This window comes from Flavobacterium eburneipallidum, assembly GCF_027111355.2.
GTDB classification, from domain to species: domain Bacteria; phylum Bacteroidota; class Bacteroidia; order Flavobacteriales; family Flavobacteriaceae; genus Flavobacterium; species Flavobacterium eburneipallidum.
In genome coordinates this window covers 140,656-164,674 of sequence record NZ_CP114291.2, presented here as the reverse complement: position 1 = coordinate 164,674, position 24,019 = coordinate 140,656, and the positions used below count along the sequence as shown (strand labels likewise).

The 24,019-nt window shown below is 33.8% G+C and carries 19 protein-coding genes; 9 read left to right on the top strand and 10 right to left on the bottom strand.

Going from position 1 to position 24,019, the window contains the following annotated elements; translation table 11 throughout:
* The first annotated feature begins 35 nt into the window (after positions 1 to 35).
* Entirely contained in the window at positions 36 to 812 is a 777-nt protein-coding gene (locus OZP15_RS00665; RefSeq protein ID WP_269226576.1) for a DUF3108 domain-containing protein, read from the top strand.
* A gap of 46 nt (positions 813 to 858) precedes the next feature.
* Positions 859 to 2,076 (top strand): M23 family metallopeptidase, encoded by a 1,218-nt coding sequence (locus OZP15_RS00660; RefSeq protein ID WP_281336716.1) that lies wholly within the window; start codon positions 859 to 861, stop codon positions 2,074 to 2,076.
* Between the two features lie 25 nt (positions 2,077 to 2,101).
* On the opposite strand, the gene OZP15_RS00655 is transcribed toward OZP15_RS00660, so the two are convergent.
* The 3 genes from OZP15_RS00655 to OZP15_RS00645 form a co-directional block, all read right to left on the bottom strand.
* On the bottom strand, positions 2,102 to 2,539 hold the full coding sequence (locus OZP15_RS00655) for a VOC family protein (RefSeq protein ID WP_269226575.1): 438 nt from the start codon (positions 2,537 to 2,539) through the stop codon (positions 2,102 to 2,104).
* A 230-nt stretch (positions 2,540 to 2,769) separates the two neighbouring features.
* A complete protein-coding gene (locus tag OZP15_RS00650) occupies positions 2,770 to 3,879 on the bottom strand; it encodes a hypothetical protein (protein ID WP_269226574.1) in 1,110 nt (369 codons plus the stop codon).
* Positions 3,880 to 5,088, bottom strand: coding sequence for a DNA cytosine methyltransferase (locus OZP15_RS00645; protein WP_281336715.1), 1,209 nt, complete (start codon positions 5,086 to 5,088; stop codon positions 3,880 to 3,882).
* Positions 5,089 to 5,487: 399 nt separating this feature from the next.
* Between OZP15_RS00645 and pgi the strand changes: the two genes are divergently transcribed.
* The 4 genes from pgi (at position 5,488) to OZP15_RS00625 (ending at position 11,310) form a co-directional block, all read left to right on the top strand.
* On the top strand, positions 5,488 to 7,131 hold the full coding sequence (gene pgi, locus OZP15_RS00640) for a glucose-6-phosphate isomerase (protein ID WP_281336714.1): 1,644 nt from the start codon (positions 5,488 to 5,490) through the stop codon (positions 7,129 to 7,131).
* Positions 7,132 to 7,416: 285 nt separating this feature from the next.
* Complete coding sequence (locus tag OZP15_RS00635) at positions 7,417 to 10,146, top strand: TonB-dependent receptor (RefSeq protein ID WP_281336713.1); 2,730 nt, start codon at positions 7,417 to 7,419, stop codon at positions 10,144 to 10,146.
* Positions 10,147 to 10,246: 100 nt separating this feature from the next.
* On the top strand, positions 10,247 to 10,669 hold the full coding sequence (locus OZP15_RS00630) for a hypothetical protein (protein WP_269226569.1): 423 nt from the start codon (positions 10,247 to 10,249) through the stop codon (positions 10,667 to 10,669).
* Between the two features lie 83 nt (positions 10,670 to 10,752).
* Positions 10,753 to 11,310, top strand: a complete 558-nt coding sequence (locus OZP15_RS00625) for a septal ring lytic transglycosylase RlpA family protein (protein ID WP_349293278.1) — start codon at positions 10,753 to 10,755, stop codon at positions 11,308 to 11,310.
* Here OZP15_RS00625 and OZP15_RS00620 read toward each other — a convergent pair whose 3' ends face one another.
* Both OZP15_RS00620 and OZP15_RS00615 read right to left on the bottom strand, forming a co-directional pair.
* Complete coding sequence (locus OZP15_RS00620; protein ID WP_269226568.1) at positions 11,311 to 11,778, bottom strand: CYTH domain-containing protein; 468 nt, start codon at positions 11,776 to 11,778, stop codon at positions 11,311 to 11,313.
* 118 nt (positions 11,779 to 11,896) lie between these two features.
* Entirely contained in the window at positions 11,897 to 13,297 is a 1,401-nt protein-coding gene (locus tag OZP15_RS00615; RefSeq protein ID WP_281336712.1) for a T9SS type A sorting domain-containing protein, read from the bottom strand.
* A gap of 187 nt (positions 13,298 to 13,484) precedes the next feature.
* On the opposite strand from OZP15_RS00615, the gene OZP15_RS00610 reads away from it, so the two are divergent.
* The 3 genes from OZP15_RS00610 to dinB all read left to right on the top strand — a co-directional run bounded on the left by OZP15_RS00610 (position 13,485) and on the right by dinB (position 20,069).
* Positions 13,485 to 15,566, top strand: coding sequence for a recombinase (locus OZP15_RS00610; RefSeq protein WP_281336711.1), 2,082 nt, complete (start codon positions 13,485 to 13,487; stop codon positions 15,564 to 15,566).
* Between the two features lie 698 nt (positions 15,567 to 16,264).
* Positions 16,265 to 18,325, top strand: a complete 2,061-nt coding sequence (locus tag OZP15_RS00605; RefSeq protein WP_281336710.1) for a rhamnogalacturonan lyase family protein — start codon at positions 16,265 to 16,267, stop codon at positions 18,323 to 18,325.
* 661 nt (positions 18,326 to 18,986) lie between these two features.
* Positions 18,987 to 20,069, top strand: coding sequence for a DNA polymerase IV (gene dinB, locus OZP15_RS00600; protein WP_269226560.1), 1,083 nt, complete (start codon positions 18,987 to 18,989; stop codon positions 20,067 to 20,069).
* A gap of 8 nt (positions 20,070 to 20,077) precedes the next feature.
* On the opposite strand, the gene OZP15_RS00595 is transcribed toward dinB, so the two are convergent.
* From OZP15_RS00595 to panD, 5 genes are all read right to left on the bottom strand, one after another.
* Entirely contained in the window at positions 20,078 to 20,617 is a 540-nt protein-coding gene (locus tag OZP15_RS00595; RefSeq protein WP_269226559.1) for a DMP19 family protein, read from the bottom strand.
* Between the two features lie 125 nt (positions 20,618 to 20,742).
* A complete protein-coding gene (locus OZP15_RS00590; RefSeq protein WP_281336709.1) occupies positions 20,743 to 20,880 on the bottom strand; it encodes a hypothetical protein in 138 nt (45 codons plus the stop codon).
* A gap of 13 nt (positions 20,881 to 20,893) precedes the next feature.
* A complete protein-coding gene (radA, locus tag OZP15_RS00585) occupies positions 20,894 to 22,255 on the bottom strand; it encodes a DNA repair protein RadA (RefSeq protein WP_269226558.1) in 1,362 nt (453 codons plus the stop codon).
* Positions 22,255 to 23,406, bottom strand: a complete 1,152-nt coding sequence (locus OZP15_RS00580) for an alpha/beta hydrolase (protein ID WP_281336708.1) — start codon at positions 23,404 to 23,406, stop codon at positions 22,255 to 22,257. Before OZP15_RS00580 ends, radA begins: the two co-directional genes overlap by 1 nt.
* A 254-nt stretch (positions 23,407 to 23,660) precedes the next feature.
* Positions 23,661 to 24,011 (bottom strand): aspartate 1-decarboxylase, encoded by a 351-nt coding sequence (gene panD / locus OZP15_RS00575; protein ID WP_281336707.1) that lies wholly within the window; start codon positions 24,009 to 24,011, stop codon positions 23,661 to 23,663.
* Positions 24,012 to 24,019 lie beyond the last annotated feature (8 nt).

Genomic DNA, 24,019 nt, shown 5'->3' with positions numbered 1-24,019 from the left:
AAATTTGCATTTCTTGGGAATAAACAAACAACAAAATGAAAAAAATAATTCTATTATTTGTATTCTTAACCAGCTTGAGTTTTGATTCCCGAAAAGAAGACGCCTTTGATGTAGGCGAATGGTTTAAATTCCGAGTGCATTATGGTTTTGTTAATGCGGGTTACGCCACCCTTGAAGTAAAGGATGCTACTCTAAACAACAAAAAAGTATTTCATGTCATTGGAAAAGGATATACTACAGGAATGTCCAAGTTTTTCTTTAATGTAGAAGATACTTATGAAAGCTACATCGACAAAACAAGCAGAAATCCGTATCAATACGTTCGAAAAATAAATGAAGGCGGTTACACCAAAAATCAAGAAGGCTTTTTCAAACCATCAGAAAACAAGGTTTTAGTAAAGGATTACAAACACAAAACCGAAAAAACATTTTCTATTCCTCCAAACACTCAAGATATTCTGTCTTCTTTTTATTATTTGAGAAATTATCCTAATATTGATAAAATAAAACCGGGAGATTCTGTTCTTATTGATATGTTTTTTGATAATGAAACTACAAAATTTAGGTTAAAGTATATAGGACGTGAGGATATTACAACTAAATTTGGAGTCGTTTCAACTATGGTTTTTCGTCCAATGGTGCAATCTGGAAGAGTTTTTAAGGAACAAGAAAGCCTAACCATTTGGATAACAAACGACGAAAACAAATTGCCTGTGCGAATAAAAGCAAGTCTTGCAGTAGGTTCGCTCAAAGCCGATTTGGATTCCTATAAAGGACTACAACATCCTTTGACAATTAAAAAGAAAAAATAATTTTGGTAACAAACCAAGTTAACTTAATGATCAAAAACCTTCGCTTTTGAGAAAAATAGCCCTAATCATTATACTAGTGTTCTCTTTGTTTTCTTGTGAAAAATCAGAAACAGCCAGTGTAATTCCTGCACCAAAAAAACGAACTGTAGTACAGCAGTTTGGATTCAATTTTGATAATTTTAATGTCCATCACGATACCATCGGGCGAGGAGATACTTTTGGGAGTATCATCGAAGATCAAAATATAGGTGAAAATAGGGTTTATGATATTATCGCCAAAATAAAAGACACCTTTGATGTTCGAACGGTTCGATTAGGTAAAGCTTATACCTTATTGCGATCTAAAGATAGATTCAAAAAACTACAGGTTTTAATTTATCAACCCGACAGAGGCAGTTATTATGTAGTTGATTTTAGAGATTCAGTTTCGGTTGCTAAAATAATTAGACCCGTTCAAATCAAACAACGAACAGTGGCTGGCGAATTAGACGGTTCTCTTTCGGAAGCCTTAAGTAAAAATGGAGTAGATGCGGCTTTGGCCAATAAACTAACCAAAGTCTATGCCTGGTCAATTGACTTTTTCAAGCTGAAAAAAGGCGACAAATTTGGAGTTACCTTTACCGAAAGATACATAGACGACACGATTTATGATGGAGTCGATAGCCTGAAAGCTGCTTTTTTTGAGTACAAAGGCAAAATCATTTATGCTTTTCCATTTGAGCAAAATGCGGGTTCAGGAAAAATAGATTATTACGACAATCACGGAAAAGCACTGAAGAATTTCTTCCTGAAAGCACCATTAAAATTCGTGAATATCACTTCTCGTTTTGCCAAAAACAGATTCCATCCCGTGCAAATGATTTGGAAAGCACACAAAGGAACTGATTATGCGGCACCAACAGGAACGCCAATTATGACCACAGCTTCTGGTGTGGTAGAACAAACTGGTTATACGGCAGGAAACGGAAATTTCGTTAAAGTAAAACACGACAAAACCTATTCGACTCAATATTTACACATGTCAAAAATATTGGTTCGCCGAGGACAACGTGTTGCTCAAGGTGCTGTTATCGGGAAAGTAGGAAGTACAGGATTGGCCACAGGACCACACGTTTGTTATCGCTTTTGGAAAAACGGTGTGCAAGTAGATGCGCTACGATTGAAACTACCCAATTCACAACCTATGGACAGCAAAAACTTACCTCGATTTATGCTGCAAATGAAGCCTTTGAAAAAAGTGTTGGATAGTGTGGCGGATTTGTAAAGGATTTGAAGATGGGTTTTCAGGATTAAACTTTTCCTTTGTATTTTGGGTCAAAATCCACCATCCATTCAATTCCGTATTTGTCTCTAAACATTCCAAAATAAGAACCCCAAGGACTGTCTGCCATTGGCATTTCAATTTGTCCGTCTGCCGAAAGTCCGTTGAATAAATGGTCTGCTTCTTCTTTGCTTTCTGCACTAATTGAAATCTTGCTTCTGTTTTCGTTTTCGTTGGTTCGTCCCATACTTTCTGGAACGTCATTAGCCATTAAAACATTTTGACCAATAGGCAAAGCAATGTGCATAATCTTATTGGCTTCTTTTTCGGATACTGGAAAATCAGCACTGGCTAAATCTTTGAAACGCATAATCTGTGCAAACTCTCCACCAAATACTGATTTGTAAAAGGTAAAAGCTTCTTCGGCATTTCCGTTGAAATTAATGTAGGGATTGATAAGTGCCATGGTTTTTATTGCTTTTTTTATGTTAAATGGTTTCGCTCTGCAAGGAGATAAACATTCTGACATTACAATGGCGAAGTCGGAGAAATTCGCCAAACACGTTCTTGAAAATAGTTTGTGTAGCTAATTTTGTTTTTTGTGGCTCATTTGAATGGTATCCACAAAAGGACTATTTTATATATATCCGAGCGATTGGGAGAGCCGTTCACTGATTATGCGTTTGCCTTTTTAGTTTAGCCCATTTCACTAATTAGCTTGTTCCATTTTTCTTTGTGTTCAAACTTCAAGGCAGTATCATTTTCAAGTAGATTTACATATTTATCAATGAATTCAAAAGAGTTGTCAAGTAAACGAAGATAGTATTTCAATGATTGCATAATTCCGTTCACAATTAGTTGGCAACCATGAACGTTTTTTATACGTTGTATTTCGTCTTGGATTTTATTCCATTCCTCTTCATTAGGTTGAGGTGCTGTTGAAAGTATATAATAACGATTTACAGGAGTAGTTTGGAACTTTGCGTATGCGTCTAAAACAAGTTGTAAAGTTATTGTAATTCCGTGTTTTACTTCAATAGCTTCAAACGATCTATTATTCTCGTCTATAATATCAATATCCCCAATTCTTCCACTTCTGGCATCTGCTGAAGTATGACTTTCTATTGGTAACAACTGTTTATTTTCAAACCGTTTTGCTTCATTAATCAGACATTCATAAATAGCATAAAATGCTAAAACAGGAAGGCGCGAAGCGCCTTCTGCTTTATAGTTAGCATTAAAATGGTTTCCTAAAAGATAGAGTATTGAATTGATTGAAAGAGCTGTTGGTTTGGCTAAATCAATTGTATGTTGATTTCTTTTAATGATTAATCCTTGAAGCATAAAGCTTAAATAATCATTACAATTTGCACCTTTTTGAATATTATCAAGCAATGTTAAAAAAGCTGCTTTTAAACTGTCAGGTTTGATTGAACCGGTATAGTTTAAGTCATAAGGTACTTTCTGTTCTAATGAACGAGTAAGCCAACCACTTTCTGCCATTGCTGGGAATTTGTGTTTTTTCAAAAAAGGAGTGATGTTTTTATTGTCAAACGTTCTTCCTGAATAACCATTAGGAATTCCATCTTGATGATTTCTTATATCTTGTTGAGGATTTAATATTTTATAAACAACGCTTGTAATAAATACAGTAATTACACCTTTCGCTGATTCTGAATATTGCAAAATAGTATTTAAAAGAGCTTGTTCTGTTGCGTTTAAACCTGATGTTATTGTTTCTTTAGAGCCAACAATTGACATAGCTTGGTTATATTGTTCATCAAGAAATTCAGTTGGTGTCGCCATTTATAGTAATTGTTTTTTTATTTCTTTCATTATTTCCTTAACCATAGGCACACAAACACTGTTTCCAACTTGTCTATATAGTTCGCTTAAGTTATTTATTTTAATGAAGTTTTCGGGAAACCCCATTATTTTATAACATTCATTAATAGTTAGCTTTCTAACTCTTCCATTATCATAAATCCAAAATCGTCCCGAACTTTCTTGTGAAGGTAATGCTGGATGCAAACCATCAGAAGAATATATTCTATTTGGCTGTTTATGAACTCTTGAAAGATTTTCAGTTCCAGGTCTAACACCAGCCTTTCTAATAGTTTTGTTTCGATAACCGATGAATATTAATCCACTTGCTTGAGTTTTATAATCTTCAATTAAAGTGTATGGTTCATTCAAATATTCAAATTCAACATCTTTGTCCAAGAAGTTTTTTAGAATAGGTTTTGGTATAGTTTTAATTTTTGAAAAATTAAATTTTTTCTTTTTATGACCAACAATAATAATTCTCTCACGATTTTGAGGGACACCAAAATCAGAAGCATTCAGAATTTTACATGAAGTTTCATATCCTAATTCATCTAAATGTTGCAATATTATTTTTAGTGTTCTTCCTTCATCGTGATGAACTAAATGCTTAACGTTTTCAAGAAGAACAACTTTAGGCTCTCTTAATTCTATTATTTTTAAAACATTATAAATTAATGTTCCTCTTGTATCTTCAAATCCTTTCATCTTACCTGATATACTAAATGGTTGGCAAGGAAATCCAGCCATTAGAACATCATGTTTTGGAACAATATTTAAATCAAGTTTTGTAATATCTCCAAAAGGAACTTCTCCAAAATTAATTTCATATGCTCTTTGAGCATGATAATTAAATTCAGAAGTAAACACACACTTTCCATTTAATTCTTGACTTGGAATTCGAAATCCACCAATTCCTGCAAACAAATCAATGAATGTGAAATCATAATCTAAAGGTGGTGGGAAAGGAACATCAAATTGCATTGGTAATAATTGTTGCATTTGTGGCTCTTCTACCAAATTTAATTCCTCGGAGATTTTTTTTAAATATGATGTTGCAGGTTCAATATAATGTTGGGAAACACCATTGATGTGATTTTGAAAATAATGCGTTAGATGAGCTACGCCAAGATTAGCTTCACGTTCAACTTCAATTTTCAACTTTTCCTTAATTACGGAATAACTCTCCATTTAATTATTATTAGATAGTCGCAATTTACAAAATAGAACAGTGTTTTTAAATTGAAAAAAATATTATTATCAACAAGGTTATTATATCATGCTTCGAAAGTTATTAGTGACAGAAATCGGATCAAATGACTTGTAGATGATTAAAACAACCTTCGCATTTACTCCCAAAACCAGCTATATTGACAAATGTTTATTTCAATTTATATTCCATCAAATATATTCATTATTTCTTACAAAAAACTACATTTTGTTTTTGGGTTATTGCTTTATTTTCCAACCGCTTTCATTCACACTAAACTTCCCTGTGCAGAATAATTTTTTTCAATATTTTAATCAAAAAACCATTGCCCATTTTCAACGGAATAGTGTAATTTTACATTTATCAAAACAGAAAAAGCAATGGCATTACAAAACACCAACCCTACAACTATAGCAGCTTGGCAAAAGCTTCAAGCACATTTTCAGGAATTGCAACAGGCTTCGATGAAGCAATTGTTTCAGGACGATACATCCAGAACCGAAAAATTTCATTTGCAATGGAATGATTTTTTGGTAGATTATTCCAAGAATATCATCAATCAAGATACTATAAATTTATTGTTGGAACTGGCAGATGAAACCCAATTAAAACAAGCCATTGCTCAATATTTTGATGGCGATATCATTAATCAAACCGAAAACAGAGCCGTTTTGCATACTGCTTTGAGAGCTAAAGAATCGGCGGTGATCAATGTAGATGGAGTGAATGTAATTCCAGAAGTTTTTGAGGTAAAAAATAAAATAAAAGCTTTTACGAACGAAGTTATAAACGGTGACAGAACCGGATATACCGGAAAACCTTTTACCGATATTGTCAATATCGGAATTGGTGGATCGGATCTTGGGCCAGCCATGGCGGTTGAGGCTTTGCAGTATTATAAAAATCAGTTGAATGTTCATTTTGTATCGAATGTAGATGGCGATCATGTGAACGAAATCATCAAAAAATTAAATCCAGAAACCACTCTTTTTGTGATTGTTTCTAAAACATTTACCACTCAAGAAACCTTAACTAATTCGGAAACCATCAAAGAATGGTTTTTGAAATTTGCTTTGCCTCATGATGTAGCCAAACATTTTGTGGCGGTTTCGACCAATTTGGAAAAAGTGACTGAATTCGGAATCAATCCAGAGAATGTTTTTCCAATGTGGGACTGGGTTGGCGGACGATTTTCGCTTTGGAGTGCCGTAGGACTTTCGATCAGTTTAGCCATTGGTTTTGAAAACTATGATGCTTTATTATCAGGTGCGAATGAAATGGACGAACATTTCAAAACGACCGATTTCGATAAAAATATTCCTGTTACTTTGGCTTTGTTGAGCATTTGGTACAACAATTTCTTTGGTGCCGAAAGTGAAGCTTTGATTCCTTATACCCAATATTTGCAAAAACTGGCTCCTTATTTGCAACAGGGAACAATGGAAAGTAATGGAAAAAGTGTAGGACGTGACGGAAAACCTGTCAATTACCAAACCGGAACGATTATTTGGGGCGAGCCAGGAACGAATTCGCAACACGCCTTTTTTCAATTAATCCACCAAGGAACCAAGTTGATTCCAACGGATTTTATTGGATTTGTAAAACCATTGTATGGCAATCAAAATCATCACGACAAATTGATGTCGAACTTTTTTGCACAAACCGAAGCTTTGATGAACGGTAAAACTGCAGAGCAAGTACAAGCCGAATTTGACAAACAAGGACTTTCAGCAGAGAAAGCCAGTTACCTTTTGCCTTTCAAAGTATTTACTGGAAACAAACCGACCAATACCATTTTGATTGAAAAGTTAACGCCAAAATCGTTGGGTTCTTTGGTGGCTTTATACGAACACAAGATTTTTGTGCAAGGAATTATCTGGAATATTTTCAGTTATGATCAATGGGGAGTGGAACTAGGCAAGCAATTAGCCAATTCTATTCTGGACGAAATAGTAGCCAAAAAAGTAAATGCACACGATAGTTCGACCCAGTTTTTGTTAAATCATTTTTTGAAGAATAAATAGATTTTTCATAATAAAATTAAAAGATTTAAAGGCTTGTTTATTTATAATCAAGCCTTTTTTTGTGGAAAGAATTAGATAATAATTGCTGTTTAATGAGATGATACTATTTTTTATAGATGATAGATTGATTTTTAATTGCTATAAATTTTGTGATTTTAATAATTTTTAGGTTAAAATAAGTATTTGTTAAGAATTCGTTATTAGAAACGGAGTTTCTTAATCTTTTGTTAATGGTTTTGTCAATAAAATGTTAGAATTTTGCTGAAATTACTAAACTAAATAACAATGAAAAAGATTAACAATTGGTTACTTTCTGGATTACTGTTTTTGATGGTTTCGACAGTATTTTCACAGGGAAAAATTACAGGAACAATCACAGATGGAAATGGTTCTTTGCCTGGTGCAAATGTAGCTATCAAAGGGACTAAAACTGCTGCAACGGCAGATTTTGATGGTAAATTTTCTATAAATGCTACTACTTCTGGTGAATTAGTAATTTCTTTTATTGGTTATAACGCTAAAACTGTTGTGTTTTCGGTTTCCAATGGGGGAACTACAAATTTGGGAACTATTGTTTTAGAATCAGATTCTAATCAATTAGAAGAAATTGTTGTAATAGGAAAAGGAGTTGTTGATTTAGCCAAAGAAAGAAAAACTCCTATTGCAGTTTCAACTATCAGAGCTTCGGAAATCCAAACAAAGATAGGTACTATGGATATTACTCAAACAATGGTTAATACACCATCTGTTTATGTTGCAGGTCAAGCAGGAGGGTTTGGAGATTCTAGAGTTACTGTTAGAGGATTTCAACAAGATAACACAGCATTTTTATTGAATGGACAACCGATTAACGGTATGGAAGATGGTAAAGTGTATTGGTCGAACTGGTCTGGAATGGGTGATATTGCTAATGCTATACAAATTCAAAGAGGTTTGGGGTCTTCTAAATTAGCAATTTCTTCTGTTGGAGGTACTGTGAATTTTGTGACTAAAGCCACCGATATGAAAGAGGGAGGGTTTTTATCATCTGGTTTTGCGAATGATGACTATTACAAAACTACAATTGCTTATAATACAGGTATTAGCAAAAGCGGTTGGGGAGCAAGTTTTATGATTTCTCACTGGCAAGGTGATGGCTACAATCAAGGAACTAGAGGAGAAGGTCAAAGTTATTTTCTTTCTGTAGGATATAAAGCAAATGACAAACATAATTTCAACTTTTTGATAACAGGAGCTCCACAAGCACACGATCAAAATTTTTCTAAAAGAATATCGGATTATTTAGGTTTTGGTAGAAAATACAATAATAACTATGGCTATCTTAATGGTCAGTATGTTTCTGAAAGAACTAATTTCTATCATAAACCGGTAGCTAATTTTAACTGGGATTATAAAATAAATGATAAAGTAGATTTATCTACTGTGGTATATGCTTCTTGGGGAAGAGGTGGAGGAACTGGAAATTATGGAGGATCAGCAAATAAAAAATATAAAAGTGAGCTTAATCCATATACTGGTACAACACAGACTACTTATATAGATTTTGATCAAATATATGCAAATAACCAAGCACTTGCAGGTGGTGCTGGTCAATCCTCAAATAGTTATTTAATTCGTTCATCAATGAATAATCATGAATGGTATGGAGTTGTTTCAAATTTGAAAACGAATATCACTGAAAATTTATCATTGAATTTAGGGTTAGATTTAAGAACATACAAAGGTACCCATTACAGACAAGTGGCTGATTTTGTGGGGTTAAATAATTTCACTGATGTTAGAAGATTAAGAGGAGAAAATCACCAAACCCAAGGCAGTAATGTTTCACAAGTTGTTAATCAATCTTTGCCACCAGAGCCATGGAATGCTTTTTTTCAAACTATCCCTCAAAATCAAATTATTGATTATGATTACAGTGAAACTATTTCTTATGGAGGAGCTTTTGGTCAGTTAGAGTACAGTAATGATAATTTTTCTGCATTTTTTCAAGGATCAGTATCTAATCAAAATCACCAAAGATTTGACAGATATGATTACTTGCCTCAATTTGAAGAATCAGAAAAAGTAAATAATATTGGTTACAATGCCAAAGGTGGAGCAAGTTATAAAGTGGCGGATAATCATTCGTTTTATGTAAATGCAGGGTATTACAACCGTCAACCATACCATGATAATATTTATTTGAACTTTACTAATGAAGTGAATCCATTAACTTCAAACGAGAAAATTCTTGGATTTGAGGCTGGATACAATTTTAAATCTAAAAATTTCAATGCAAGTTTAAACGCTTACAGGACTTCATGGAAAGATAGAGTGGCTTCTACATCAAGAACAGTAACTATTGCTGCAGGAGAAACTATAGGATCAACAACTTTAGCTTTTGGAGATTTAGTTTATAAATCAAATCTTGGTGTTGAACAATTGCATTCAGGTTTGGAATTGGATTTTACCTACAAAATATTGAGTTCACTTGATGTTAGAGGTTTTGCATCAGTTGGAAATTGGGAATACAAAGGAAATTCAATTACAAGAGAAACAGATGATAATCAAAATTTATTATCAGAAACGCTTGTTGATGTAGATGGAGGAAAAGTGGGTGATGCGGCTCAAACAACTTGGGGGTTAGGCGCAAAATATGAATTTATCAAAGGGTTTTCAATTGATGCAGACTGGAGAAATTATGATAAACTTTACTCAAATGTTGGAGCTGTAAAAAATAATTTAGAGTTGCCATCTTATGATTTAGTAGATGCTGGAATTTCGTATAAATTGCTTGTTGGAAAATTCAAATCAAATAGTGTTGTGTTCAGAGTAAATATAAACAATGTTTTTGATGAAGTATATTTATCAGAATTGTCAAGTAATATTAAAGTTACTGACAACATCAGTACATCCAATGCTTCTCTTGGAACTTACCAGTCAAATAATAGAGTTTATAAAGGAATAGCCGATGGGAACCAAGGTTATTTCGGTTTAGGAAGAACTTGGAATTTTAGTGTTCGTTATAATTTCTAAAAAAGAAACATCCTAAATTACAAAACGGCATCGCTTCAAGAGTAGATGCCGTTTTTTTTATGCTTTTTTTATTTATATTTGTTAAAACAAAACTTATTTTATGTACGAATTTATTCAAAAATTTCATTCTGGCTGGGCTTATCTAGCACTTTTAGTATTAGTAATTGCAGTGGTTAATTCCTTTATTGGATTATCTTCTAAAAAAGAATTTACTGCTAAAGACCGAAAAATTGCCCTATTTGCTTTGGCAGGAATACACACCCAATTGTTGATTGGTTTTATTTTATACTTTGTTTCTCCATTGGGTTTTGCTTCTTTAGGACAAATGAAAGACGCAGCAATTAGATTAACTTCATTAGAGCATCCGTTAATCAATATTATAGCTATTGTTTTGATTACAGTCGGTTGGTCGAAACATAAAAAACTAACGACCAGTGAATCCAAATTCAAAACATTTTCTATTTTTTACGGTTTAGGATTACTGCTTATTTTGAGTAAAATTCCCTGGAAAATGTGGTTATAAAAAATTAAAAAGAAAGTCCTGAAAAGGACTTTTTTTACCTAGGTATGGTTTTTGCCAATTGAAGTTTAACTAAAAAGTTCCAAATGAAATTAAAGATTCACGATACGAGCGACAGCCAATTGGCAAAGCAATGCCAAAGAGATAATTTTATAAAACGAAGTAAAAAAACAATACTGCTTTTTCTTTCAATTGTATTTGTTGCTTTTGCAAGTAGTCAAAACTTAACTAAAGACAAGCAAAAAACAATCGTACAAAAAGACAGTGTCAAAAAAAATAAAGCAGCTGTCGAGGAATTAGAAATGTTTTCGGATAGTTTATTGCTGGTAACAGGAGATTTTAAATTTTATAAAAAAGCCGCACACGCTTCTTATTATGCTGATAAATTTCACGGAAGAAGAACCGCAAGCGGAAAAAAATACGACAAAAATAAATATACCGCAGCGCACAAAAAATTACCTTTTGGTACCAAAGTAAAAATTACAAACGAAGCCAATGGCAAATCAGTAATAGTCGAGGTCATCGACAGAGGTCCTTTTGTGAGAGCACGAGAAATTGACTTATCCAGACGTGCTTTTATGGAAATTGCCAGCAACAAAGCATCAGGTGCGATGAAGGTAACCATTGAAGTTTTGCAGAAATAATTACCAACTCTTATACGGATTTTTGCTTAAATACGAATTGTAATACCGATTGTCGTTTGTTACTTCTTCGCCAATCCAATTGGGCTTTTCAAAAATTTCGGTTTCGGATTTTAGTTCAACTTCGGCTATAATCAAACCTTCGTTCTCCCCATAAAATTCATCCACTTCAAAGATGTGATTGCCTGATTTTATCTCAAAACGAGTTTTGTCAATTCCGCCTTTTTCACACAAATTCAATAAAGCTTTCGCTTCTTCAACAGGAATTTCTTTCTCCCATTCAAAGCGAGATAAACCAGATTCGCTTGAATTGCCTTTTATGGTCAGGAAACCTTTTTCTCCTTTTATTCGCACTCTAACTGTTCGTTCTGGAACCGAACTTAAATATCCCTGTGCAATTCTATTTTGAGTAAATGCTACGTCTTTAAAAGCATTTGATGTAACTAAAAATTTCCTTTCTATTTCAATCATTATTAATTATAGTTATAATAATACATTTTCGATATTCAATTGAATTATTTTTAAACGTAATTGCTTCGCCTGTTCACTATTGCTCGGGTTGTAATTTTTAATTCGTAATTGATATTTACTATTCTTTGATTACTTTAAAAGTTTGTGGCGAATCGTTATTATAAATTTTAAGGATGTAAAAACCAGGTTTTAATTGGGTAACGCCAATGGTCGTATCAGTAGTGTTGCCACGCAAAACCGAATGCGATTCGAAATCAAAAAATTCATAATCAAAATTCTTGAAATCATAGTTTTGGATGCTAATATGAGTAGTAGCTGGGTTTGGATAAATAAAGGGTTTTGGTTTCTCGACTACTACTTCAAGTTCTGTGTTATTGCAGGCACTTTGCAACAATGCCTCTAAATCATTTTCGTCATAAACCAAGGTATAATCCAATGTTTTTGCTTTTTCGAATAATTCGCAAGCTTGGTTATATTTCTTCTGGTCTAGGTAAATAATACCCAGATTTTTCATGGCATATGAATTATTGGGTTCCATTTTCAGAGATTCTTTCAAATCTTGAATTCCTTTTTCACTCTCACCAAGCTTGTGGTACAATAATCCTCTAGTTGTTCTTAAATCTCTCCCTCCATAATTAGGTGTTCGCTGTATGATTATTTTTTCTTTAAGGAAGGCTTCATTAATATTTTCCATGGCTTTTTGATATTCGCCGCTATCACTGTATAATCTCGCCAATGCCCATCTTGCATGACCGTGTTGAGGTTGTTCAGCAATAATTTTTTCTAAATAATAGCGTGCCAAATCATTGGACTTTTTTTGTTGTAAGTAATTGGAGAAATTATGCAAAATTCGATAATCTTTAGGAGCAGCTCGCATCGCTTTAAGATAATATTGATAGGCCCAGTTTTCCATTTCAAGTGCTCCAAATTGATTAGCAAGCAAGTCAAATAGAGTGCTTTTGTATTTTTCTCGATTTGCTTTTTCAGTTTCAGGAATTACTTTGGTGGTGTCTTTTTCGTTTTTATTGATTATAGATTCTACTCTTTTTAAATCATCAAGTGCCAAACTTCTGTTTCCAAGACGACTTCTTAAATAACCTCTTTGAAATAAATCATTTATATTGATTGGATTGTAATTGGTTCTAGTGTTTAGTTCTTTAAGTGCCTGAAGATTTTTTTTTACAGATTCTTCATTTTCCTTATTTTCAATTGGCAATTTATGATCAGTTCTAGATATTAATTTTCCGTGTAAAAAATTCCAAGTCACTAATTTTTCGCCATGTTTGTCATACTGAAACGAATTCGAATTTCTTCGTCCTTTTTCATCATAATAGAAGACCTCGTTTATCTTTCCGTTATTGTGATAGGTTTTCATACTATCCAGTATTTTATCGGTTCCTCGCCAAACTTCAACTGAAACTATTTTATCTTTATAGTAATGGGTAGTTTTATTGGCTTCTTTGATTTGACTCCATAATAAAACAGGAAAAAGAAGTAGGATGTAAAGTTTTTTGCTCATGGTTTTTGGTTTAGTCAATAGCTCAAAGGTATCAAATTTTTTTGCTTTTTTAATTTTGTTATAAGATAATTCTACATAAAGAAAGAAGTTCAACGTTGATTTTTTATTTTAGGTATGGGTAATTTATGAATATCTTATTGAAATTTGAAACAACAATACGTATTTTTACAAAAATGCAATCCAATTTATGAAGTCACTTTTCAAAGCAAAACAAAAACCTACAATAACAGGATTGATAACTGATTTTTTTGGAGAAAGTCAGTCTTGGCGCCAAAAAGAAGATCAATTAGAGCCTTTGATTGAATTAATTAGATTGATTCGTCCACTGAATACTAAATATACAGAAAGAGTAGATTTGAAAGAAATAATACTCTTTTTGAAAGCAAATTACTCTTATCGAATACAATTTTCTATCTATTTAAAAGAAGTTTTAAAGAACAGAAAATTTAACAAAATACTTACTGATGCTGCCATTTTGCAAGATGTGGATTTTATTTTTGAAGTCAAAAAAAGAATCTTCGCTAAATTTTTGCCGTATCAACCTCAAAAAGATACACTAGAATATGTTCTGAATCAGGTTTTTTACCTAGCCAACGATGGCACCTGGATAGATAAAATTCTAATGGAGCAATTAGTTGAATTATATGATATTTTGGGGTTCGAATCGATGTATGAAAACGCCGAAGCGAATTCGGTTTTTTCAGAATTATTAGTAGCAACCCACTTAATTACACAACGAATCAGTGGTCGTGCGCTGGAAACAGATGTGATAAAAATGGTGCCTGAATTTGATGATTATGAAAGTCCCTTTTCGGCATTCGAAAAAGAATTATTTCTTATCGAAGATGAAATCAATAGAGCCGACAAACATTATATCTCGTCAGATGATTTGTCTTATGCTCAACTATTAGTTTTACACCAACATTGCGAAGGATTTGTAGAAAAAGCATTTCATAACAGTTCCAAATATGGTATTTCGCTTCGGGTCAATCAGAATTTATTGAAAATAAAACAACAATTAGATAGATTGAAATTTTTAATTTCCCTGTTTATTGTCGATTCTGAAATGGATAAAAAAAACAATGAAATTGCATTGGTTGTACAACTAATAAAATTCAATTGTTACAAGAATAATGTTCGAAAATTCATTGCCGAAAGTATTCAGTTGATTTCTTATGAAATTACCCAACACACAGCAAAGACTGGCGAAAAATACATTACCGAAACTCGAAATGAATATTTTAAAATGTTTTGGAATGCATTAGGAGGTGGTTTTATTGTGGGAATTTTGTGTATTATTAAAGTACTGCTTTCTAAAGTGGATACCAGTATTTTTGGTCATGCCTTTCTATACAGCATGAATTATGCTTTTGGATTTATTATTATTTATATTTTGGGTTTTACCTTGGCGACAAAACAGCCTGCCATGACTGCTTCGGCATTGATTAAAGCCTTGGAAGAGGGCGAGTTGAAGCAAGGCAAAAAAACCGAAAAATACAACGCTTTTGCTATTCTTTTTGCACGAGTATTTCGGTCACAGTTCATCGCTTTTGTGGGCAATGTGATTATGGCTTTTCCAATATCTTTGTTAGGAATTTGGCTCATCGATTATGCTTTTGATTATAATATTGCGGCTACCAAGTGGCAAAAATTAATCACTGATATTAGCCCAGTCCATTCCTTGGCGATTTTTCACGCAGCAATTGCTGGTTTGTTTTTGTTTTTGTCTGGAATCATCTCGGGAAGTATTGCTAATAGAGACAAACACAATCAGGTTTATTTTCGTATTGCTGAACATCCTGTATTGAAGAAAAGTTTCGGAAAAGTGCGCACATTAAAGTTTGCCAAATTATACGAAAAAAAATGGGCGGGTATTATTTCTAATTTTTGGTTTGGAGTTTTCATGGGCAGCACCGCTTCTATCGGTTTGTTTTTAGGGCTCAATCTGGATATTCGACACATAACTTTTGTGAGCGGAAATTTAGCTTTAGGAATGTATGGAGCCAATTATGAAGTTAGTGATTCGATGTTGTTTTGGGGTATTTTTGGTATTGGAATTATAGGATTGGTCAATTTTATGGTGAGTTTTAGTCTTTCTTTGGGATTAGCATTTCGTTCGCGAGCCATTCCATTATTCGAATTGCGATTTGTAACTGCTTCGATTTGGAATCATTTCAAATCCAAACCTTTTAGTTTCTTTTTTCCAACCGAAAAGAAAGTCAAATCCGTTGTGGTCGAAAATTATTTGCATGTCGAGGAAGGCAAATAATATAGAATGTCATTAATCTTGATGCGTGTAGCTCACTATTTAATTAGTAAAACTATAAAATACCGTCCGCCACACAATGATTTTGTCAGTAAAAATTAGCAATAATTCGAGGCATTCTTGGTTGAATTATTATATTGAAGTTAGCCTTTTTTTCATCATCTGATAGAACATAGACTAAATTTAACTGTAATATATGGATTATTGCAGGTAGGTGCAGGATAGTTGAAGATTCAGTTTTAATGAACTTTACGCAATATTATGTCGATAATTTTCATAAATTGATTTTTTCAATCTTAAAATTCAAGTAATTTTATTTTGAGCAAAGGTTTGAAAAAACTGTTACAAAATAGAAACCATAATTTTATTTTTGGTTCTTCAGGGGTTTTTGTGTGAAACTTTAAACCATCAGGAACATTAAGTTTGTTAAGCTAATGCGAATAAACAAACTGCAAAACTTAATTTTCTTAACGTTCTAAATGTTTTTTTTGATTATTTTAATTATCACACAAAATCCAGTAGAACCTTATTTTTCAATTATTCATAAATACTGTATGCAAATGAAAGCAAAATTTACTAATAGCAATTGCTTGTCTTTTTTTCGATTTAAATCCAAAAGTATATTTAGTAAGCTAATGGTAAACAGTTCACTAATTTGGCTAATTACACTGTGGAGTTGTTCTCTTTTCGGACAGCGTTATATGGAAAATCTAGATAGAGGCATAATTGCCATGCGAACAGGTACTAATTCTGTGCTTGTAAGTTGGAGGATTCCTGGTAATGAATACAGCCAAAATGCTACTTACAACCTTTATCGCGAAAATGTATTAATTGCTTCAAACTTAAATACCTCAAACTATACTGATACAAATAGTGCCAACCAAACTTATAGAGTTGCGGCAGTCATTAACGGTACAGAACAGGCACTTTCTGTTGCGTCAGGTATTAAAGGGCAAAATTTCTTCACAATTCCAGTAAGGTCAATTAATGGTGTTCATACCGATTATAATATAAATGATGCGTCTGTTGGTGATTTGGATGGTGACGGTCAATATGAAATTGTTGTTAAAAGACTCGCAAATGACGAAAATATTAGCTCCACAAATTATCATTTTTTAGAGGCGTATAAACTTGATGGTACATTTATGTGGGCTATTAATTTAGGCCCTAACGTGATAAATACGGTAGAAATTAATTTTTTAGTTTATGATCTTGATAACGATGGCAAAGCTGAAGTAATTACAAGGACATCAGATTCGTTTACGGATGGAGTAGGCAATGTAATTGGCGATAGAAATGGTGACGGCCAATTGAGTTACCGATCAACAGCAGTTTTAAATTCATCATATTATAGAATTCATGGCCCTGATTACATCTCTGTTTTCAAAGGAACCACAGGAGAAGAAATTGCATGGGCTAATTATATTGCCCGTGACCCACTCTCACAATGGGGGACTGCTGGCATGAATAATTCACAATTAGGGCATAGAGCAACAAAATGCATGATGTCTGTAGCTTATTTAGATGGCATAAATCCAAGTATAATAATAGGTAGAGGAATTTACCATCGAATAAAAATTGAAGCTTGGGATTTTAGTGCCAATACATTAACGAAGCGATGGGCTTGGGATAGTAGTCCAAACGGTGTAGCTTCGACCTATGCAAGTCAAGGAAATCATAATCTTTCTGTTGGCGATGTTGATGGCGATGGCAGAGACGAAATAACCTATGGCGCAATGGCAATAGACGAATACGGTAAAGGACTTTATTCCACTACTTTTGGACATGGCGATTCTTCTCATTTGGCAGATATCAATCCTGATATTCCAGGTTTAGAAAATTTTAGTTGCTTCGAAACGGCTAATGGCACAACAAGACCTGGTCTAGCGTTAAGAAATGCAGCAACAGGCGCGGTTCAATGGGCAAGTTGGACAAGCGGAGATATTGGAAGATGCATGACCGCCGATATAGACCCAAATTACAAAGGTATGGAAGTGTGGGGTTCTGATGGTTCAGGTCTTCGTAGCTGTACAGGAGCGCTTATATCAACCACATTGCCAGTTACTGCTGGTGGCGGAGCAACCTATAATTTTGGGGTTTGGTGGAACGGTGATGTACAACGTGAATTATTAGACCGAACTGTAATAAACAAATGGAATGGTACAGGAACTGACAGAATAGCTACACTTTACAATTTAGCACCAATTAGCGATAATAATTCAACAAAATCCAATCCTTGTTTGATGGCTGATATATTGGGTGATTGGCGTGAGGAGATTATTTACAGACGAAGTGACAATACGGGTATGGTTGTTTTTGTAACGCCCTTTCAAACAAATCAAAGAATGTACACATTGATGCATGATCCAAATTATAGGCTTGCAGTTGCATGGCAAAACATGTCCTACAATCAACCTCCAAATCTTGGTTTTTATTTTGGAGGAGGTATGGATACACCACCTTCACCAAATATTAAATTAGTTAATAGTCAATCCTCTTTGAACGTGGTTCAAAACAAACCACAAGAGTTGATAAAAGTATATCCAAACCCATCAAAAGACGTTTTCAACATAGATTTACCTACTTTTATTGGCGATGTTGAAAGCGAATTGTACACTATAAATGGAGTTTTAATTGCAAAACAGAAACACGTTTTAAATGGAAATAGATTTACTATAGATTTAACTACTAAGCCTGCTGGAGTGTATTTGTTAAAAACTAACCTAACCGGAGCAACTACTTTTAAAATTATAAAAAATTAATTACTTAACAATTAAGGTTTAATAGTCAAAAATAGTTGGTAAAAACGCTGTTAGGTATTATAAAATATGATGTTGCCGAAAGTTTATTGAAATTCTTTTCAATAAACTTTTTTTATTTCAGAAAAGCACAAATAATCCTCGGGTACAACATAATATGCAATTTTCTGAAATTGCTATAACAAAAACATTGTTGTCCGATAAAACCATAAATTAAATTCTGAACCCTCATTGTTTATTGTATAAACGAACAGTTCGCTCCGCTGAAGCTTGTTTTTGGTGGCACATTTTTTTCTACAAACAGTACGTCCCGATGGCACTAGAAAAAGCTCCGTTAGGAGCTAACTGTTTGTAGAAAATAGTTTTTTTTGAATAAAGCTCCATAGGAGCGACCTGTTTAATATTCATAAAATTTAATCGGACAACAATGAACTAAAAAGCCTTTCTCTATTTATTTCATTTCTTTGTCTATCATCTTTTATCAGGGCATTCGCCTTTAAGATTTATTGACATAAATTTTCAAATTTTAAGTGTTCGTGAAATTTAAGTACTTTGTTATTCGTGCTAATTTGTGAAATTTGTGTCAAACTTTTTTTAAAAACGAATGCCTTCAACTTTTATCTACTTTTTACACTTCAAAAAAGATTTTACCTAATTTTGTTTCATGCTTGAATCCATACCAAATAGAAAAATCATACACATCGATATGGATGCTTTTTATGCTTCGGTAGAGCAAATGGACAATCCCGATTTGCGCGGAAAACCCATTGCTGTTGGCGGAGCAGAAAATCGTGGAGTTGTATCAGCAGCAAGTTATGAAGCTCGAAAATTTGGAGTTCGAAGTGCTATAAGTGGCACTTTAGCCAAGAAATTTTGTCCTGAATTGATTTTTGTACGCCCTAGATTTGACCGCTACAAAGAAATATCCCAAAAAATTCACAAGATATTCCATGAATATACTGATTTGGTTGAACCCTTGTCATTAGACGAAGCTTATTTAGATGTTACGACCAACAAAAAAGGTAATCCGAGTGCCTCTCTATTGGCACAAGAAATAAGATTACGCATTTTGAATGAAGTAGGTCTTACGGCTTCCGCTGGAATTTCAGTCAATAAATTTGTGGCCAAAATTGCCAGTGATTACAACAAACCCAATGGTCAGAAAACAGTCAATCCCGATGAGGTGATTCCTTTTTTGGAAGTTTTGCCCATTCGCAAATTTTATGGAGTAGGGAAAGTTACTACCGAAAAAATGTACCAATTAGGAATCTTCACAGGATTGGAATTAAAATCCAAATCATTAGAATTTTTAGAAAAACATTTCGGAAAATCAGGCAATTTCTACTATAATGTGGTACGAGGCATTCATAACAGTCCTGTAAAATCAGATCGAATAACTAAATCTGTGGCGGCCGAACATACGTTTGATGTCAATCTATCTTCGGAGATTTTTATGCTGGAACAACTGGAAAAAATTGCCACATCATTGGAAAGAAGATTGAAAAAAAACAATGTTGCCGGAAAGACTGTTACACTCAAAATAAAATACAGCGACTTTACCCAGCAAACCCGAAGTAAAACTTTGCCTTATTTTATTTCAGACAAAGGATTGATTCTCGAAAGTGTGAAAGAACTTTTGTTTCAAGAACGAATGAAAGATTCTGTTCGGTTGCTAGGAATTTCTTTGAGTAATTTGAATACCGAAGAAAAAAAAACAGTTGTAGTGCAGTTGAAATTTGCTTTTTAAGACTGACATTAGGTTCTTTTAATTTCGTGACCAACGAATTCTTCTAATGCGGCAAACATTTCATCCACGGAAAGAACTTCAAAATCAGGATGTGATTTCAAAAAATTAGCATTCAAAGTGATTAGATTTTCTTCAATTTCAAAAAAAGTATCGTTGATGAGTAAATCTCTAGTTGGATTTACGCCTTCTAGTTTTCCGTTCAAGAATTTATTGAGCTTAACACTACTCATTAATTTTACTTTTTTGGATAATTGTTGAAATAATTCCAAGTGTTTTTCGGCACCAATTAAGGCTAAACCTTCTTCAATCAATTCGTTCAATTCGGAATTCCAACCCGAATGATGTACAAATTGAGCAAAGTTTCCAGCTACATATTGAGAGTAATAATAGTCCAAATAATAGCTCATCAACGCATCTTCGTGAATGAATTCGTCGTCGATTTTTTCCTCACGCATCAAGTTGATAACCGAAATATTAGAGTGAATCACATCCTGAAGATTTTCAGTATTAAAAGCTGTTTCCGAAACAATTATTCTACCGAATTCCATAGGTTTTGTGTTTAGATTTTGGGCAAATTGCTGTTAAATAAAAACAGAAACGAAATTATCTTTAGACTTTGCAACCTTTGTCAAAGTTCAAAACTTTGACAAAGGTTTTAGTACTATTCCTTTTTCTAATTTATTTTTGCTACTAGAGCTTTCAATCGCAAGGCTTTTTCTTTTTTCTCTTCTTGTAATTTAGCCTTTTTTCGATTAAGCAATTTGGTATGTAAAGCCTTGTTTTTGGTGTTTTTTTCTGGTCCTTTTGGCATGATATATCATATTTTATCCGAACAATTCACTCGCCACATCTTCAATTTTCGCCACCAATCGTATTTTTATGATGCTATTTTTCAAGGCGATTTTATTGTATTTGGAAACAAAAATAGTCGAAAATCCCAGTTTTTCAGCTTCTTGAATGCGTTGATCCACGCGGTTTACAGGACGAATTTCCCCCGAAAGTCCAACTTCACCAGCAAAACAAAAATCTTTATTTACCGGAATATCTTCGTTAGAGGATAAAATGGCGGCGACAACAGCCAAATCAATAGCGGGATCATCTACTGAAATGCCGCCAGTTACATTCAAGAAAACGTCTTTGGCTCCCAATCGGAAACCTGCTCTTTTTTCTAAAACGGCTAAAATCATGTTGAGTCTTTTGGCGTTGTAACCCGTGGTGCTGCGTTGCGGTGTTCCGTAAACTGCGGTACTAACCAAAGATTGAATTTCTATCATCAGCGGGCGCATTCCTTCGAGGGTTGTTGCGATGGCGGTTCCGGATAATTCCTCGTCTTTGTGTGAAATCAATATTTCTGAAGGGTTGGAAACTTCTCGCAAACCATTGCCCAGCATTTCATAAATTCCAATTTCGGCAGTAGAACCAAAACGGTTTTTATGCGAACGCAAAATGCGATACACATGATTTCTATCGCCTTCAAATTGTAAAACCGTATCGACCATGTGTTCCAAAATTTTGGGGCCGGCAATGTTTCCGTCTTTGGTAATATGACCAATCAAAATAACTGGAATATTGGTTTCTTTGGCAAATTTGATTAGTTCGGCAGTGGTTTCCCGAATTTGAGAAATACTTCCTGGAGTCGATTCGATATAATCCGTATGAAGCGTTTGAATGGAATCGATAATGACGATTTCGGGTTCAATGGCTTCAATTTGTTTAAAGATATTCTGGGTTTTGGTTTCGGTCAGAATGTAGCAATTGTCTCCATTTGGCGTGATTCTTTCGGCACGCATTTTTATTTGTTTTTGGCTTTCTTCGCCCGAAACATATAGAGTTTTGTAGGGTAATTTTAAAGAAATTTGAAGTAAAAGTGTACTTTTTCCAATACCAGGTTCGCCACCCAAAAGGATTAAAGAACCTGGAACAATTCCGCCACCCAAAACGCGATTGAGTTCCCCGTCAGTCGTATCCATTCGGATTTCTTGAGTGGAGTCAATTTCGTTAATTCGTAAAGGTTTTGGAGCTTTAGAAGTAGATCCTGATTCACTTTTCCAAGCTACTTTTTCTTCTTTTTGGATAATTTCTTCGGCTATGGTGTTCCATTCTTTACAAGAATTGCATTGTCCTTGCCATTTAGAATATTGGGCACCACAATTTTGGCAAAAAAAGGTAGTTTTTACTTTAGCCATTATTTCTTTTTTGGTGTTAAACTTTGCATTTCGTCAAATTTTTCTAGCATCATATCTTTTGACAAGTTGCCAATTTCTTCTAATTGAGATGCTTTTTGATACGATTTTGCAGCTCTTTTGGTGTCGCCCAGTTTTTCGAACATTAAGCCCAATTCATAGTCAGCTAACATTGATTTGGGATAATTTTTTTGAGCAATTTGAGCCAATTCGTCTAATTCAGCATACGCTTTGTTTTTTAAAATGGCAGCTTCAATGGCTTTGAAATCAGAGGTTCTTATTGGGACTTTGTAGCCTAATGTTTTTTCAATTCCGTCGTATTTATCGGTCAAATATTTAACGAAGTTATTGGGAAGAATGGCAATTTTTGAGTTGAATTCTGCTACCGAAATGGGTTTGTAACAATCAAAAAATTGGTACAACGCATTCGGAATCGAGTATAGAACTGATGAATAATGGTTAGCTCCATTAAAATGATCGTATTTGTAATTGAGCATGGTATTGGTCACCGATTTGATGTTGGCATCCAGTTTTTTGGCATCTTCCAAGATTTCTTTCATGTCGCCATCGGCGGTAGATTGATAATAAAAAACAGGTTTTTTAATTTTGGAAAGCATATCAGCAATTCGAACATCCATTTCTGGTGCCAATTCAGGACTTAATGAAATGTAGCCATTAAATACAGGGTTGTCTTTGTAGAGATAAAAGTTCAAAAAACCAGCGGTAGTGTCGTGTCCCGCAATCATTCGGAAGGGAGCGATGCGGTATTTTTTTTCGATATATGGAAGCAATTCTGCACCGATAAATTCAAAAAATTTAGCTCCTTTTTCGGAAGGAACACCGTTTAAATCGTCATAATTACTGTCAGCGGTTCTTTCGTCATTTTTGTTTTGGCTAATGCCAATGATGATGGTTTCGGGCAAATCGTCCCAATATGCACCATAATTCAAAGCACCAAAAAAAGGATCAAATAAATAATCTCCGTCTAGTAAAACAAGGATTGGGTATTGTTTGCTTTTGTTTTGTTCGTAAGAAGCTGGTAATCCGATGGTAATTTCTCTGCTTTCGCCTAATTTAGTCGAAACGAAGGTTTCAGTGGTTTTTTGAGAAAAAACAGTTGCCGAAAAAAGCAATAAAAGGAATAGTTGTTTCATGTTTTCAAGATTAATTTCAGTAGAAATTTTTGGTCAAATAAAGGAGCAATATACTGCTTTATTTGTTTTTATTGATAACAGAATCTATAAATAAGGTATTCTCATTTACAATTTTCAAACACGAATTACTCGAATTTACACGAATTTTAATTCGTTTTCAATTGCACGAATTTTTAAATTGATAAAATCAATGTAATTCAATTTTTTAATTTTAAAAAATTAGTGACAATTAGTGTAATTGGTGGCCGAAGATTTTATGTCAGTGAATTATCCTTTTCGTTAGGAAAAAGTATCCAAGGTTTGAAGGTTTTGGCTTCTTCAAAGTCTAATGTAGCATACGAAATGATGATGATGATATCGTCTTTTTGCACTTTTCGGGCAGCTGGTCCGTTTAGGGTTATTTCGCCTGAATTTTTTTCGCCTTTGATTGCGTAGGTTTCAAATCGTTCGCCATTATTGATGTTTACGATAGACACTTTTTCGCCTTCAATGATATTGGAAGCTTCCATTAATGCTTCGTCAATAGTAATGCTACCGATATAATTAAGATCGGCGCCAGTTACTTTTACTCGGTGGATTTTTGATTTTACAACTTGTATTTGCATTTTGCAAA